General features: G+C 33.7%; 13 protein-coding genes, 1 tRNA gene and 1 pseudogene. 9 read left to right on the forward strand and 6 right to left on the reverse strand.

The window, feature by feature from the left end:
- From P8H68_RS12390 to P8H68_RS12400, 3 genes are all read left to right on the forward strand, one after another.
- A partial coding sequence (locus P8H68_RS12390) for a DUF5723 family protein (RefSeq protein WP_300325661.1) occupies positions 1-573 on the forward strand: 573 nt, incomplete at its 5' end.
- A gap of 200 nt (positions 574-773) precedes the next feature.
- A tRNA-Thr gene (locus tag P8H68_RS12395) sits at positions 774-847 on the forward strand.
- A gap of 430 nt (positions 848-1,277) precedes the next feature.
- Entirely contained in the window at positions 1,278-2,150 is an 873-nt protein-coding gene (locus tag P8H68_RS12400) for an AraC family transcriptional regulator (protein ID WP_300325664.1), read from the forward strand.
- A gap of 342 nt (positions 2,151-2,492) precedes the next feature.
- On the opposite strand, the gene P8H68_RS12405 is transcribed toward P8H68_RS12400, so the two are convergent.
- The 5 genes from P8H68_RS12405 to P8H68_RS12425 are packed head-to-tail and all read right to left on the reverse strand — an operon-like array spanning position 2,493 to position 7,969.
- Positions 2,493-3,521 carry a Gfo/Idh/MocA family oxidoreductase gene (locus P8H68_RS12405; protein ID WP_300325667.1) on the reverse strand — a complete coding sequence of 343 codons (1,029 nt, stop codon included), beginning with the start codon at positions 3,519-3,521 and terminating at the stop codon, positions 2,493-2,495.
- Position 3,522: 1 nt separating this feature from the next.
- Entirely contained in the window at positions 3,523-4,794 is a 1,272-nt protein-coding gene (locus P8H68_RS12410; protein ID WP_300325670.1) for an MFS transporter, read from the reverse strand.
- A 3-nt stretch (positions 4,795-4,797) separates the two neighbouring features.
- Positions 4,798-6,183 (reverse strand): four-carbon acid sugar kinase family protein, encoded by a 1,386-nt coding sequence (locus P8H68_RS12415; RefSeq protein WP_300325673.1) that lies wholly within the window; start codon positions 6,181-6,183, stop codon positions 4,798-4,800.
- A 3-nt stretch (positions 6,184-6,186) separates the two neighbouring features.
- Positions 6,187-6,834, reverse strand: a complete 648-nt coding sequence (locus tag P8H68_RS12420) for a cyclase family protein (protein ID WP_300325676.1) — start codon at positions 6,832-6,834, stop codon at positions 6,187-6,189.
- A 1-nt stretch (position 6,835) separates the two neighbouring features.
- Positions 6,836-7,969 carry an isocitrate/isopropylmalate family dehydrogenase gene (locus tag P8H68_RS12425; RefSeq protein ID WP_300325679.1) on the reverse strand — a complete coding sequence of 378 codons (1,134 nt, stop codon included), beginning with the start codon at positions 7,967-7,969 and terminating at the stop codon, positions 6,836-6,838.
- A gap of 106 nt (positions 7,970-8,075) precedes the next feature.
- Between P8H68_RS12425 and P8H68_RS12430 the strand changes: the two genes are divergently transcribed.
- The 4 genes and pseudogenes from P8H68_RS12430 to obgE all read left to right on the forward strand — a co-directional run bounded on the left by P8H68_RS12430 (position 8,076) and on the right by obgE (position 14,527).
- Positions 8,076-9,095 carry a LacI family DNA-binding transcriptional regulator gene (locus P8H68_RS12430; protein ID WP_300325682.1) on the forward strand — a complete coding sequence of 340 codons (1,020 nt, stop codon included), beginning with the start codon at positions 8,076-8,078 and terminating at the stop codon, positions 9,093-9,095.
- A gap of 219 nt (positions 9,096-9,314) precedes the next feature.
- On the forward strand, positions 9,315-12,293 hold the full coding sequence (secDF, locus tag P8H68_RS12435) for a protein translocase subunit SecDF (RefSeq protein WP_300325685.1): 2,979 nt from the start codon (positions 9,315-9,317) through the stop codon (positions 12,291-12,293).
- A gap of 87 nt (positions 12,294-12,380) precedes the next feature.
- Positions 12,381-13,498, forward strand: a pseudogene (locus P8H68_RS12440) (adenylate kinase).
- Positions 13,499-13,537: 39 nt separating this feature from the next.
- Positions 13,538-14,527: a GTPase ObgE gene (obgE, locus tag P8H68_RS12445; RefSeq protein ID WP_300325687.1), complete on the forward strand. Its 990-nt coding sequence runs from the start codon at positions 13,538-13,540 to the stop codon at positions 14,525-14,527.
- Positions 14,528-14,552: 25 nt separating this feature from the next.
- Here the strand turns inward: obgE and P8H68_RS12450 are convergent, their stop codons facing one another.
- Entirely contained in the window at positions 14,553-15,032 is a 480-nt protein-coding gene (locus tag P8H68_RS12450) for a hypothetical protein (protein ID WP_300325690.1), read from the reverse strand.
- 127 nt (positions 15,033-15,159) lie between these two features.
- Between P8H68_RS12450 and P8H68_RS12455 the strand changes: the two genes are divergently transcribed.
- A complete protein-coding gene (locus P8H68_RS12455; RefSeq protein WP_300325693.1) occupies positions 15,160-15,663 on the forward strand; it encodes a DUF456 domain-containing protein in 504 nt (167 codons plus the stop codon).
- Between the two features lie 259 nt (positions 15,664-15,922).
- On the forward strand, positions 15,923-16,368 hold a 446-nt coding region (locus P8H68_RS12460), incomplete at its 3' end, for an OB-fold nucleic acid binding domain-containing protein (protein ID WP_300325696.1).

A 16,368-nucleotide genomic window follows, 5' to 3' on the forward strand; every position in this document is an offset into this window, starting at 1 on the left:
ACTTTTGAAATCGCAGTTAATGACGTTGGTTCTATTACTTGGAAAGAAGACGTTAAAAACTTTAACATAGAAGATGTTAAAGACGCTGTATATTCCGGTATCGATCTTAGAGATGATGCAGGAGGACTTGAAAACAACGCTCTAGATGAATTAGAAAAGATTTTTGAGACTACCGAAACTGAAAAAGAATTTGAAACGAAGTTAAGCATGAAAACATACTTATCTGCTCGTTATGCTTTAACTGAAAAAAACACGTTCACATTAGCTGCATTTAACACACATGCATTTGATGAATTCAAACCAAGTTACTCTTTGGGATACAATAGAACATTAAATAAAACGACTTTCGGAGTTTTAACGAGCATGGGAGGTATTGATAATGAATTCTTATTCGGAGCGAACTTTGCGGTGAAACTAGGTCCATTGCAATTATATGCTGCTACGGATAGTTTAAAAGCGTTGTTTACAAAACCAGAAGAAGCGACAGGTGCAAATGTACGTGTAGGATTGAACCTTGTTTTTGGATACAACAAACATATCAAAGCAAAAAACACTGCTAATTCAGTTCAATAGAACTTAAATAGAGTACAAAATAAAATGAAAAGAGTTACTGATTTTAAGTAGCTCTTTTTTTATTTCACAAAATATTACTGAATACCAAACACTTAAAAAAAACTTTAAAAAATCTGTGTTTTTTTCTTGTGTAGTACATACATCTATAGTATATTTGCCGCGTCTTAAACGGGTAACAAACAAAACAAAGTTTATTACAAGCCGATGTAGCTCAGCTGGCTAGAGCAGCTGATTTGTAATCAGCAGGTCGTGGGTTCGAGTCCCTCCATCGGCTCAAAAAAAAACACTTCATTTTGAAGTGTTTTTTTTTGCTCCAAACTTACCATCGAGATTCCTTTTTTACCATTAGATTTAAACCTTTATTCGGCGCAATTATTTCATATGTATTTAATTTCCAAACAAAAAAAGGAGTAATCTGAACGATTACTCCTTTTTCAACTAAACTTAAACCAATATTTTGAAAAATAATTCTTTAAAACATTCAAAAAGTAATCGCTGGTAACCACTCCGAACTTTCCTTCTTTGAACTTGAAACTATCTTCAAATTTATACTACAAAGATACAACGGTAACACTGTTCGAAACATCATCATAATTGCCTAATACATGTGTTATTTTAACCTACAACGTTTTCTTTACATATATTTACGATAAAATAACATAGAAGAAACATTAGTTTTAACTATTTTTGAGTAAAAATTAGACATGTTAACTAACAAACCCACACTCAAAAAGATAGAACCAGATTTTGGTAGTTCTTTCCTTATGAATCATTATAAAGAGTCGGTTAAGGATAGATTTCAATTCTGGCACTTTCACCCTGAGCTAGAATTAGTTTATGTGAATAATGGCGGTGGTAAAAGACATATTGGAAATCATATCTCTTATTTTAAAAACAGCCAATTGCTTTTAATTGGTTCTAATTTACCGCATATGGGGTTCACGGATCGACTTACTATAAATGGATCTGAGACAACAATTCAAATGAAGCCCGACTTTTTAGGGAAAGAGTTTCTCAATCTTCCTGAGATGGATGCCATCCATAAATTATTTGAACGCGCAAAGATGGGAATGCTTTTTCATCCTTCGGTAAAAAAAGAAGTTGGACCTAAAATAGCCAATTTGATAAACCTTCAAGGAATTCAAAGATTATTAACATTTATTGAAATTTTAAATGAGCTTGCAGTTACCGAGAACTATACACTTTTGAACGTCCAAGACTTTGCAATGGAAGTCTACCAACAAGATAATGATAGAGTTGATCAAATTTTTAAGTATATTACTAAAAATTTTAAAAATCATATTAGACTGGAAGACATTGCAAATGAGGTTAACATGACTCCTCCTTCTTTTTGTAGATACCTTAAAAAGGTTACAGGAAAAACGTTTACTGTTCTTGTTAACGAATACAGAATAGTGCATGCGTCAAAACTATTAGCAGAAAAACCAACGAGTATTACCGACATCTGTTATGAGAGCGGTTTTAACAACTTTTCTCACTTCAATAAAATTTTCAAGAAAAAAACTGGTTGGAGTCCTTCCAATTACAGAAACGAAATGAAAAGAATCATAAGCTAAGAAACGATTAATTTAGAGTGCCGAATTTTGAAGTTTGAGAAACAATAACCACATTTTAAGATTAGAATTACAAACAACAATTCAAACAAAGACATTCATATCACTCTAATTAATCTTTCTTTATATCAAGTGAGATACCCATACATAATGACAATAAAACAATAACCACATTATTTATCAAGATCAACTATTACTTAACAACAATTGACATTACATATGAATGGCATCTCAATTAAATTTTAAGCAGAGACTGGCATAAAAGCATTAATAAAACAATAACCACATTATTTATCAAGATCAACTATTACTTAACAACAATCAACACTTTTAATACCTAGCTCTCTAACTATATTTTACTTTTACTGGTTTACTTAATTCATTAGACGCATAAACCGCATTTTGAACTATCAAATTCTTTAAATAATTTGATGCCGACGTTTCAAACTCAACACCACTTACTATACTTTCGACAAAATGCCTTTGAGTTGCAAAAACACAATCTCCGGCAAAATTCACATCATCAAAACTATACTGCCATTCCTTTTCTTCCTCTCCCAACAACTTATAAAAGATATTACCCGCAGCAGTCAAGCGAATAGAACCTTTATCTGTATCCAACTGCAATACACCAAAAGTCAACCGTGGATTTTCTGCAGCATTTTCATTAAACCTATTTGCATCAAAAACACCATGAGCCAAACTTTCGAAATCAAAAATTACCATTGCATAATCTTCTCCAACAATATTTGAATTTAAATTTTTCAACTTCGCATAAACAGAATTAATCTCACCTGCTAAAAACCTAAAAGTATCAATAAAGTGGACTCCAGTTTCATGCATTAACAACTTTGGCATCGTTCTAAAATAGGGTTGCCTATGCATATATGCATCTTTAGACCAACCGTCTCCAGTTCTCATTCTAAAATGTAGACTATGGATTTTATTTCCTATGAAAATTCCTCCTTCTAATATTTGTTTTATTTCTCTATACCATGGCTGAAACCTAAAATTCTCATGCACCATGATTCTTTTTTCCGTCTCTTTAAACAGAGATACTATTTTTTCGGCTACCTCCAAAGAACCTCCAAAAGGTTTCTGACAAATAACATTTGTATTATATTTTATTGCCAACCTACATATCTCTAGATGCGACTCTGGTGGTGTAATAACATCTATAAAATCAGGCTGCTCGTTTTTAAGCATCTCCTCAACATTGGTGTAAACATTATTTAATCCATATAACTCGGATACTGCATGCGCTTTCTCCAAAGAAAGATCACAAACAGCCGTTATTTGAACATCAGGCATTCTCGACCAGGCCTCAAAATGAAACTTACTAAAATACCCCGTACCTACACAAACACCTCTCATATCAAAACAGTTTATATGATTTTTTAGGTCTCATTTTAGACCAAAAGAAAATTGCCATTAAATTCAACACCGCTCCTACATAAAAAAACGATTCAACAGAACCTGTCCACACCTTAATATAAGGAAATAATAAAGCCGTGATAAATGCACCTACATTTCCTGCCATATTCATTGTTCCTGAAACTGTACCGGCATGTTTTTCACCAATATCAATACAAAATGACCAAGATGGTGGCAAGGTCATATCTGCTCCAAAAATCGCAACACTCAAACACAAAATAGCTCCAGTCACAGTGTCCATGTATATACTAGATAGCAATCCTATTGCGGCCAAGAAAAAACCTATAGACGCAGGAAAGGTCCTTGACTTTCTCCAGTTTCCTTTTTTATAGATTTTATCACTCAAATAACCAGAAAACCAATTTCCAAAAGCTCCAAATATCAAAGGAATAGCAGCATACATACCTGTTTCTAATCCTTCCAATCCATATTTAGATTTAATATGCGGATACAACCAGGTCAGCGCAAAGAAAAAAGTAAAATTGCTACAAAAATACTGTCCCATAGCATAACGCATATTTTTTGATTTTAATAATTTAGAAAAATCTAATTTTTCAATATTCTTAACTTTCGATTTTTGCTGTCTATTCTTTTGTATAAAGGCTACTTCCTCTTGATTTAAACTTGGATGCGATTCAGGTGTATCCCTAAAAAACAAATACCATAGAACCGCCCATATCAAACCAACTGCTCCTAAAATATAAAAGGTACTTCTCCATCCAAATCCTTGCAATAACCATGCTACAAATGGCAAAGAAAATGCCGCTCCTAACCTTGAGCCAGAAAAATTAATTCCTGTCACAATTCCCCGTTCAGACATTGGAATCCAACTATAAGAAGCCCTTGATATACTTGGAAAAGCACCTGCTTCTCCAGCACCAAATAGAAATCTAACTACTAACAAAGAAACAAAATTCCATACCGCTCCTGTAAACGCGGTGAAAATAGACCAAACAACGACAATAGCCGATAGAATTTTCCTTGGTCCATATTTATCAGCCAATATCCCACTAGGTGTTTGACACAGAGCATAGCCCAGAGCAAACACAGATAACACCCAGCCCATTTGTTTGTCAGACAACATCAATTCTTCCGAAATCGGATCCTTGGCAACAGAAATACAAACACGATCTATATACAACAATAATGATAGTAGAAATGTACCGATAACCATAAAGTACCGACGTGGGAAGAATTTAGCTGCTTTTTTCATAAATCAATTTAGTTTAGTTAATGCATTGGTTAGTGCATTTTCATCTCCCACATTTCCTGGGAAAATTATATAGGGTACAGAAGGAAATTTGGTTTCAATTCCCAATTGCCAGACAGGTACTCCCGGCAATACCTGACCTTCTACAAAGGCCTTTTTTACTCCTAAGGCTTTAACGGCAATATCACTAGAGGTAATCCCTCCCTTTGCCAGAATATATCTTGGTTCTTTTTTAATATTTCTTACTATATCAACTATGGCATTCGAAACCTGGTTTACAACCTCTAAACTAGAATTACCATCAGCTCCCGAAACAACTCTACGAGAAGTATAGACAACAACATCCTGACCTTGTGCAATCATTTTATCTATTCGACTGCTCATGGAAATAATAGTATCTCTAGATTCAGAATTTAATACGGCATTTACATCCAATTCTAGAAATGCAAAATTTTCAGCTTTCTGAAGTACCTTTAACTGACTTGAAGTTTTGGACACATAGGATCCAACTATAGTAAGCCCTCCGTTTTTTGAATTTGGAAAATCATCTGAATTCAACAATGCTTTTTTCTCAATCCCACCAATCGCATTTACAAAAGATGCAGAACTTCTAATAATAGCGGATAGGTTAGATTTATAAAGACCATAAGCAAATGCTTCTAAGTCTTGATACGACAGAGCGTTTACCACAGTGTACTTATGACTATCATGAGCTAACAATTTTTTACTGATAGTATCCGGACCGAGTTTTCTTATTACCTCAATTGAAAAACTATCTATGTCACTAGACTCTATGATTCCATTCGTTTTCTCAGAAACCCAATCCAAAAGATTTGAGTTTTTATACCCAAAAGTATTATCCTTTGCAAAATCACTTTCAGAAACTGGTATACATGCATCTCCATCCAACATGTAATGTACATCTTCCAAAGTAAATCTTCCCCCTTCAAAGAAGGCTGGTATCAAGATTTGTTTGCAATCAGAAACATCTATTCCTTTTTCTAACGCAGTTGTTTCTGCAAAATAATGACCTCTTAAAGTAGAATCTCCTCTACTAACAACAATAAAATTTTTGTGCGATTTATCAGCAGCAACTTTAATCCTTTTACCTATTTCAAAATAAACTTCATATGCTTTTTCTTCTTTAAAACTTCTTGAGTTTGTTAATATAAAAAACAGGGAGTTCTCAGACATAAACATTTCGTCAAGAGTTGATTGCTCCCAATCTGTCACTACCGAAACTCCGTGTACTGTTTGCGTCCCAGTAGGGTCATCATCTAAGACTACAACCATAGGCTGTTTTGCTTTTAACTCCAAAGCAATCTCCTTCATATAACCTTTTTGTGTAAGGCTTTCCTCTTGGAGTTGACTTAAATAATTCTTTCTCAACATTTTTTATTCTTCAATAGCTATTACTCTGGCCGGTGCACCATCACCATTAGCAACTTTAAGAGGCATGGCAATAAGTGTTACCTGATTGTTTATAATTTTATCAAGATTGATGAGGCCTTCTACAATTATTATATCGTTTTTCATCAGAATCTCATGGATTTCAGTCACTTCGTCTATCGCATTCACATCTGCAACAGAGGGAGGTTCTACTCCTATCAAATTAATTCCTTTAGCACCACACCAAACAGCGAGTTCCTTGCTTATTCTCGGCAATTCATCTCTATAAGCCTTTGTTCCAAATTTAAAACTCCATCCCGTTCTAAACAACAAACTATCCCCTGCCATTATAAGGCCTAAGGCATCACCAAGATCTTCAATATTTATAAGCCCACCTGCTTGAATTCCCGAAAGGTCAATCAGCCAAGCGTTAGAAATAAATCTATCTACCGGAATTTGATCAATTGTTTTATCGTTTACAGCAAAATGCATCGGTGCATCCATATGTGTGCCGCTATGAGAATACAAATTTAAAGTAGTTGCATTCCAACCATCTTTTCTAATAGTTTTTGCCGACTCAATTTGCACCCCTGGATCTCCATTAGAAATTTTTCTTGTAAGATCAATTGTTTTACCACCGGGTTTGTTAATCATTTTATAATGCTTGTAAAATATTTTCTGTTACTTGTTCTGTACTTGCAGATCCCCCTAAATCTTTAGTAAACTCACCTTTACTCGTCGCAGCATTGATTGCTTTGACAATTGCTTTTGAAGCCTCAATTTCACCAAGATGCTCTAACATAATCGCAGCAGACCATATTTGCCCAATAGGATTCGCTATATTTTTTCCCGCAATATCTGGTGCTGAACCATGAATCGGCTCAAACATCGAAGGAAAATCACTTTCTGGATTGATATTTCCACTTCCTCCCAAACCTAAACTACCAATAATCGCTCCTCCCAAATCAGAAAGAATATCTCCAATCATATTGGTCGTAACAATCACATCAAAAACTTCTGGTTTCAACACAAAACTTGCTGCTGCATTATCCACATACATTTTTGAATATTCAACATCAGGATATTGTTCTGCTACTTCTGCAATTACCATGTCCCAAAATAACAAACTATTTATCAATGTATTTGATTTTGTTACATTAGTTACCTTTTTATTTCTCTTTCTCGCCAATTTGAATGAGTAATGTGCAATTCTTTCAATTCCATGACGAGTAAAAATACTGGTATCTATAGCCATACCACCAGGTGTTTCTGGGTGTAAAATTTTACCACTTTGAACAAACTCCCCCTCGTTATTCTCCCGAATAATCACAAAATCGATATCTTTCTCTTCTTTATATCTCAACGGGCTTTCTACTCCCGCAAACAATTTTACCGGACGGTAATTGACATACTGTTGAAACTCTGTTCTCACTTTAAAAGTATAATCCTTTGCTGGCAAAGTATCATCTACTTCTGGCAAACCAACCGCTCCGAAATAAATAGCATCAAATGATTTTAAATCTTCCAAAGCACTATCCGCCATAAACTTTCCATGCTTCAAAAAGTAACCAGCTCCATAAGGAAAACTTTCAGTATTCAATTTAAAACCAAATTTTTTTGAAACAGCCATCAACACCTTCATTCCTGCAGGTACAATTTCGTTCCCAATACCATCACCATTTACAACCGCTAATTTATACTCTTTACTCATAATTAAAAATTTAAATACTTCTCCTTTGTTTAATGCAATATTTTGCGCATCCCCAACAACAAATGCAGGAACTTCCACACAATATTATAGATTAAAAAGCAACTAAAAAACCAAAGACTTAAAGTAATTAGCGCAAATTATTGCACAGGTAATTTTTAACTATTTTTTTTTCTAATTTAGTTTTATGAAAAAAATTACTTTGAAGGACATTGCTGCAAAGCTCGATATCTCCACTTCTACTGTTTCAAGAGCATTACAAAACAACCCTAGAATAAGCAAGGCCATAAGAGATAAAGTTCTAAGCACTGCTAAGGAAATGAATTATTTTCAGAATAAGAATTTCGACTTCAGCGGATTGAAAAAAATGAATGCCATTGGGGTAATCATCCCTAAGATAAACTATCACTTGTATGCAACTGCCATTAGTGGTATGGAAAAAGTTGCAGAAGAAAACAATCTTAGACTTATTATTTGTCAATCTAACGAATCTTTTGAAAGAGAAAAAAGTTTGATCAAAGAATTGATTGATATAAGAATTGCAGGACTAATTATTTCCGTTGCTGGAGAAACAAAAAACTTTGATCACTTTTTAGATGCTCAAAAAAACGATATCCCACTTGTGTTTTTTAACAGACTTTGTGAAGAAATAGAAAGTGACAAGGTAGTCATAGATAACTTTCGGGCTGCCTTCGATGCCACTCAACATTTAGTAGAAATAGGCTGTAAAGACATTGCATATATAGGTGGACCGGAAATACTTCAAATCAGCAACACACGATTGCTTGGTTATAAAAAAGCCTTGGAAAAAGAAAACATCGATATCAATGAAAAAAGAATTGAATACTCAGACTTCTCTCAAGAAAGCAATTTATCGACAGCTAGAAAATTACTTTATTCACCATCACATCCAGATGGTATCCTATGTTATAGCGACCAACTTGCGATTGCTGTAATGCTTGTAGCAAAAGAAAGAGGTTTGAAAATACCAGAAGATATTTCTATTATCGGTTTTAATAACGAACCTGTTGACGAATTAATTCAACCATCACTTACCAGTATAGATCAACCAGGACATGAAATGGGACAAACCTCTGCTCAACTTTTATTAAATAAAATAAAAAATTACTCTACAAAAAACACGAGAAAAATATTAAAATCGAAATTAATAATTAGAAATTCAACAAACAAAAACAAACAAGATTAAGGATTATTTCCCTCAAAAAACAACAATTTACCAACGCCAAACATCACATCTTTTTTGTGGTGTTTTTTTTATTTTTCGAGCTAATTCCCCCCTCAAAAAGTCAAGTTTCAACAACTAACAGCTAACAAAACAGCAGGTTAAATTAAAAACAACAAAAAATTGTCTTTTCATGTTTGAAATACTATATTTGCACGTTTATAAAATTTAAGACAATAAATAATGCAAAACAAAGGACTTATAAAACTGTTCGCAATTCTCTTTGGAATAGTTAGTTTATACCAATTATCATTTACTTGGTTAGCGGGAGGTGTTGAAAAGGACGCTAAAGAATATGCAATTGCACATGCCGAAGAAAACGACGGTAGAGCTTTAGCTAAATTTGAAAGAACCTACTTAGATTCTGTTGCTAACGTTGCTGTATTTGATAAGTTTGGAGTTTCTTTTAGTTACAATGACATCAAAGACAAAGAAATCAACTTAGGTCTTGACTTAAAAGGGGGAATTAACGCTACTTTGCAAGTATCTGTAAAAGACATCTTAATTGGTTTGTCAAATAACTCTAAAAATGAATCATTCAACAAGGCTTTAAAAGCGGCTTCTGCTGCTCAGAAAAACAGTACTGAATCTTACTTAGATTTATTCTTTTCTGAATTTGACAATATTGCAACTGGAAATGATAAATTAAATGCTCCTGATATTTTTGGAAACAAATCTTTAAGAGAAAAAATCAACTTCCAAAAATCGGATGAAGAAACAAAAGACGCTATCCGTGAAGAGATCAGTAGCTCTATTAACACAGCCTTTGAAGTATTAAGAAGTAGAATTGATAAGTTTGGAGTTACACAACCAAACATCCAAAGAATTGGAAATTCTGGAAGAATTTTGATTGAATTGCCTGGTGCAAAAGACATCGAACGTGTAAAAAAATTATTACAATCGACTGCTGAATTACAGTTCTGGGAAGTTTATTCTAACCAAGAAACTGCGCAGTTCTTATACTCTGCTAATTCAAAAATCATTGAATTATTCAAAGAGGAAACTCCAAAAGAAGAAACTGCTACAGCTGACGAAGCTTCAAGTGAAATTGACGATTTATTAGGAGAGGTAAAAGATTCTACTGCAACAAAACAAACAAAAGATTTATTTTCTGTTTTATACCCTAGAATCCCTAGAAGTCAAAACGAAATTAGCTCTATCGTTGGTACGGCAGCTGTTATTGATACTGCTACTGTAAACAAATACTTAGCAATGAAAGAAATCAGAGAGTTATTATCTCCTGAGATGAAACATGTTAAGTTCTTATGGGATGCTAAGCCTATCAAAGATACTGAAGTTATCAACTTGTACGCTATCAAATCTAACAGAAAAGATATGGCTCCTATTCAGGGAGATGTGATTATCAATGCTTCTCAAGAATATGACCAATTAGGAACAAACCCTGAGGTGAGCATGACTATGAACTCTAGAGGTTCTAAACTATGGGCTAAAATGACTGCGGACAACGTTGGAAATTTTGTTGCTGTAGTGTTGGATGATTATGTTTATACTGCTCCAAGAGTAAATACTGCAATTACAGGAGGAAGAACTTCTATCTCTGGAAACTTTACAGTGTTAGAGGCACAAGATTTAGCAAATGTTTTAAAAGCTGGTAAATTACCTGCTGCTGCGCATATCATTCAATCAGAAATTGTTGGACCATCTTTAGGTCAGGAAGCAATTGATAGTGGAATTCAATCTTTTGTACTTGCCTTATTATTGGTATTGGTATGGATGATTTTTTACTATGGTAAAGCAGGAATCTTTGCTAACGTTGCATTGTTAGTAAACATCTTATTTATATTCGGAATTTTATCAGCATTTGGTGCTGTATTGACATTGCCTGGTATTGCTGGTATCGTACTTACTATTGGTATGTCCGTAGATGCAAACGTACTTATCTTTGAGCGTATCAAAGAGGAATTATCTAGAGGGAAAAGTTTAAAAGAAGGAATTAGCGATGGATTTAGTAATGCTTTGTCTTCTATTTTAGATGCCAATATCACTACCTTATTAACTGGTTTGATTTTATTTGTGTTCGGAACTGGACCTGTTAAAGGATTCGCTTCTACATTAATGATTGGTATTGCTACTTCATTATTTACAGCAATCTTTATCACTAGATTATTTATCGATGCTTATTCTGGAAAAGGTCAAACTTTGACTTTCAATACTGGAATGACTAAAAAATGGTTTACAAACATTGACATCGACTTCTTAAAGAAACGTAAAGTAATGTATGCTGTTTCTGGAACTATCTTAGTTTTAGGTTTAGGATCATTATTTACAAATGGATTGAACTACGGTGTAGATTTCGTAGGAGGTCGTTCTTATGTTGTTCGTTTTGCACAACCAATGAACTCTTCTGAAGTTGCAAACAGCTTAAAAGATGTTTTTGAAAGTTCTCCTGAAGTAAAAACATATGGAACTAGCAATCAATTAAAGATTACAACTAAATTCCGTATCGATGAAGAAGGACAAAGAGTTGATGACGAAGTGCAACAAGCTTTGTTTGAGGGTGTAAAAGCTTTCTTACCTGACGGAACAACATTAGAAGAATTTAACGGTGGATTTGACGGACAAAAAGTTGGTATTTTCAACGCTATTAAAGTTGAACCTACTATTGCTGATGATATTAAAGACGCTGCTAAATGGGCTATCTTAGGTTCATTGTTAGTGGTATTCTTATACATCTTATTAAGATTTAAGAAATGGCAATATAGTTTAGGAGCTGTTGCTGCTGTTTTCCATGATGTTTTAATCGTATTGTCTATTTTCTCAATTGCTTACAAAGTAATGCCTTTTGATATGGAAATAGGTCAATCGTTTATTGCAGCAATTCTTACTGTTGTAGGATACTCATTAAATGATACCGTGGTAATATTTGATAGAATTAGAGAATATTCTAAATTACACGCAGGATGGCAATATCCAGAAGTTGTAAATAAAGCATTGAGTAGTACTTTAGGAAGAACGATCAATACTTCTTTAACTACTTTAATTGTATTGTTAGCGATCTTCTTATTTGGAGGAGATTCAATCAAAGGATTTATGTTCGCCTTGATTATCGGGGTGTTAGTTGGAACGTACTCTTCATTATTTGTGGCATCACCAATAATGTTTGATACCTCTAACAAAAACGAAGAAAAAAAAACTAAATAGTTTATACCGTTTTCATAATGGTAAACCGTCCCTAATTCTATTGGGGACGGTTTTCTGTTATTTTTAACCTAAGAATAAGTACAAGAGATGAAACCGATTCAGATACATGATAAAAATTTCGAGGTTTACATCGACCGTGATAAAATACAACAAGCAGTAAGTTCTTTGGCGCAACAACTAAAGAAAGATTTAAAAGGTGAAAGACCTTTATTTATCAGTATTTTAAATGGCGCTTTTATTTTTGCCGCAGATTTTATCAGGGCCTATAAAAGTGAATGTGAAATTACTTTCATCAAATTGGCTTCTTACGAAAAAACTAAATCTTCAGGAAAAGTCAAACAGCTTTTAGGAATTAATGAGGATTTAACGGACAGAACAATTATAGTCTTAGAGGATATTATCGACACAGGTACAACACTTCAAGAAATTTATAAAATTCTTGGAGAAGAGAAAGTAAAGGATCTCAAAATTGTTAGCTTATTCTTTAAACCAGAAGTTTTTAAAAAAGAATTACACATAGATTACGTCGCATTTGAAATCCCTGACAATTTTATCGTTGGTTATGGTTTGGATTATGACGGATTAGGAAGAAACCTTCCAGATATTTACAAATTATCAAAATAATAAACATGAAAAACATCGTATTATTCGGCCCTCCAGGAGCAGGAAAAGGAACACAAGCAGAAGTTTTAAAGGATAAGTACAATTTAGTACATATTTCTACAGGAGATGTATTCCGTTTCAACATTAAAAACGAAACTGAATTAGGAATTTTGGCTAAATCATATATCGACAATGGTAATTTAGTACCTGACGAGGTTACAATCAATATGTTGAAAGCTGAAGTTGAAAAAAATGCAGAAGCGAATGGTTTTATCTTTGATGGATTTCCTAGAACAGAATCTCAAGCGGCTGAATTAGATAGCTTTTTAGCAGATAAAAATGCAACTATCAACGGAATGATTGCTCTAGAAGTAGAGGAAGATGTGTTAGTTGGTCGTTTGTTAGAAAGAGGAAAAGTATCAGGTCGTGCTGATGATCAAGACGAATCTAAAATTAGAAATCGTTTTAACGAATACAATACAAAAACAGCTATTGTAAAAGATTACTACGACAAACAGGATAAATATTACGGAATTAATGGTGTAGGTTCTATCAGCGACATCACTGGATTAATTTCAAACGTAATTGACAAATTACAATAGCCAAAGCTAACATTTAGCGAAGGTTTAAACCCTCATATCATGACTGACGGGAATTTTATTGACTATATTAAAATCTACGCATCTTCTGGAGATGGTGGAGGTGGCTCTACGCACTTACATAGAGAAAAATTTATTACCAAAGGTGGTCCTGATGGTGGTGATGGTGGTCGTGGTGGCCATGTCATTCTAAAAGGAAACAAAGGTATGTGGACCTTGCATCACTTACGCTTTTTAAAGCATACCAGAGCCGACAAAGGTGGTCATGGTAGTAAAAGTAGAAGTACTGGAGCTGATGGTGAAGATAAATACCTTGATGTCCCTTTAGGTACAATTGTAAGAGATATAGAAACACAAGAAATTCTATTTGAAATTACAGAAGACCAGCAAGAAATTATTCTTTGTGAAGGTGGTAAAGGAGGACTTGGTAACTGGAATTTCAAATCATCAACCAATCAAACGCCACGTTATGCCCAACCAGGTATGCCAGGTGTTGATGGATGGTTTCAAATTGAACTAAAGCTTTTAGCTGATGTTGGTTTGGTAGGTTTCCCAAATGCTGGAAAATCAACCTTATTAGCCACTGTTACCGCAGCAAAACCAAAAATTGCTGATTATGCTTTTACAACATTGAAACCTAATTTAGGAATTGTAGAATATCGTAACCATCAAAGTTTTGTAATGGCAGATATTCCTGGGATTATTGAAGGAGCTTCTGAAGGTAAGGGTTTAGGACATCGTTTTTTAAGACATATAGAACGTAACTCAGCCTTGTTATTTTTAATTCCTTCGGATTCTGATGACATCAAGGAAGAATATAAAATTCTTCTGAACGAATTGAAAAAACACAATCCAGAACTTTTAGACAAACAACGCTTATTAGCTATATCTAAATGTGATATGTTAGATGATGAATTGAAAGAAGAAATAAAAGAGGAACTTCCTGAAGGAATACCAGCCTTATTCTTTTCATCTGTCGCGCAGATTGGAATGATGGAACTCAAAGATGCCATCTGGAAATTGTTAAACTAAATAAAATAGGGATGTGAAAACATCCCTATTTCATTTTTATAACTATTGGTAATTCAAATACCGTACTGACAGGAATAGAACGCTTGAGTGCTGCTCTTAAGACAGGTAAGGAACTAACACTATTTTTTATAATGGTTTCTAACTCTGGAATTGCGTTTTGAACCAGTTCAGAAGATTCAATGGATACTAAAGATGTCTTTCCTTCTGAATCGCATAACAATTTTACCGTTACCACTTCATTTGTACACTCCGGAACACCAAAAGTTTCTTTTAATAAGTCGTTTGCAAAATGATTGTAAAGGTTATTGATAAAACAACGATTCTTTTTATCAATATCTAATAGGTCTTTACATACTCGAAATTGTGGATACTCATCTACTTTATGATAATCTACAATAGTATCCACGGCTTGAGTAGAAAATAGTTTTCCCGTAGTGCTCTGAATAAACTCACATGAACTTATAGCAATCGTAATAAAAAACACAAAAAGTATTCGCAAAATCATTGTGGTCAATTGATAAGTGAAAATACAACTTTTTCCTTTACCACAATGCATTACATACATTTACAACCCTACTTCACTTATCTTTACAAAATATTTATTGTATCGACAGTTTTATTATTTTTCTGCTATGGACATATTACTCACCTTACTCGGATTATTTTTTATTTCATTAGGGATATTAGGCGCAATCCTTCCGGTATTACCTGGTCCACCTATTGGATGGCTAGGACTTCTATGTTTATACGGAACCACTGCCGTGCCTAACAACTCACAATTTATCTGGACAACTCTTATAATTGCCATCATCGTTACCGCATTAGATTATATCATACCCGTTATTGGAACCAAGAAATTTGGTGGAACTAAAAAAGGCGTGTGGGGATCTACAATAGGATTAATTGTCGGTTTGTTCTTTGCTCCTATTGGAATTATTATTGGTCCCTTTGCAGGAGCTTTTTTAGGAGAACTTATTGAAGACAAAAGTGATTTTAAAAAAGCTTTTAAAGCAGCTACGGGTACTTTTATTGGCTTTCTATTCTCTACGGGATTAAAACTTGTTGTTGGTGGCTTCTTCTTTTATTATTTCATGGAAGAATTTTGGCTATACAAATCAGAAATATTTAAATTTTAAGCAAAAAAAAAGCAACCCTAAACGAGGGAAGCTTTCCACTGGTCTCAACAAAAACCATAATGCTTTTTTCTAAAAGCATCAAAACAACACATTGCAAATATAACAAAATAGATGTGTAAAACAAGAATTACAGAAAATCTTGATTTTTTTTCATCAAACCATAACTTCTCTGCACAAACTTTAAGCTTTATTATTTAAAATTCACTTTTCATTCGGTATCTTTGCAAGCTATTAAATTCATCAAATAAATATACGTACCATGCAATTATCAGAACAAGAAATTGTAAGAAGAGAAAAGCTTGAAAAACTAAGAGCATTAGGCATTAATCCTTATCCTGCAGATTTATTTCCTGTAGATATTTATTCTAAACAGATTAAAGAAAATTACGAGGAAGGAAAAAAGGTTGTTCTTGCTGGACGTTTGATGCGAAAGAAAATTCAGGGAAAGGCTTCTTTTGCTGAATTACAAGATGCTGAAGGTCGTATCCAAATTTATTTAAATAGAGATGAAATTTGTGAAGGAGAAGATAAAACTCTTTACAATGATGTATTTAAAAAATTATTAGACTTAGGAGATTTTATAGGAATTGAAGGTGAATTGTTTAAAACGCAAGTAGGAGAAATTTCTATCAAAGTGAAAACTTTTCAGTTATTAAGTAAAGCCTTAAAGCCACTTCCTCTTCCAAAAACTGATAGTGAAGGAAA

It is taken from the genome of Flavicella sp. (assembly GCF_029238425.1).
Taxonomy (GTDB): domain Bacteria; phylum Bacteroidota; class Bacteroidia; order Flavobacteriales; family Flavobacteriaceae; genus Flavicella.

Excerpts from the sequence above, each read along its gene's own strand:
- P8H68_RS12400 (WP_300325664.1), top strand. The coding sequence starts at position 1,278 with ATGTTAACTAACAAACCCACACTCAAAAAGATAGAACCAGATTTTGGT.
- P8H68_RS12405 (WP_300325667.1), bottom strand. The coding sequence starts at position 3,521 with ATGAGAGGTGTTTGTGTAGGTACGGGGTATTTTAGTAAGTTTCATTTT.
- P8H68_RS12410 (WP_300325670.1), bottom strand. The coding sequence starts at position 4,794 with ATGAAAAAAGCAGCTAAATTCTTCCCACGTCGGTACTTTATGGTTATC.
- P8H68_RS12415 (WP_300325673.1), bottom strand. The coding sequence starts at position 6,183 with ATGTTGAGAAAGAATTATTTAAGTCAACTCCAAGAGGAAAGCCTTACA.
- P8H68_RS12420 (WP_300325676.1), bottom strand. The coding sequence starts at position 6,834 with ATGATTAACAAACCCGGTGGTAAAACAATTGATCTTACAAGAAAAATT.
- P8H68_RS12430 (WP_300325682.1), top strand. The coding sequence starts at position 8,076 with ATGAAAAAAATTACTTTGAAGGACATTGCTGCAAAGCTCGATATCTCC.
- secDF (WP_300325685.1), top strand. The coding sequence starts at position 9,315 with ATGCAAAACAAAGGACTTATAAAACTGTTCGCAATTCTCTTTGGAATA.
- obgE (WP_300325687.1), top strand. The coding sequence starts at position 13,538 with ATGACTGACGGGAATTTTATTGACTATATTAAAATCTACGCATCTTCT.
- P8H68_RS12450 (WP_300325690.1), bottom strand. The coding sequence starts at position 15,032 with ATGATTTTGCGAATACTTTTTGTGTTTTTTATTACGATTGCTATAAGT.
- P8H68_RS12455 (WP_300325693.1), top strand. The coding sequence starts at position 15,160 with ATGGACATATTACTCACCTTACTCGGATTATTTTTTATTTCATTAGGG.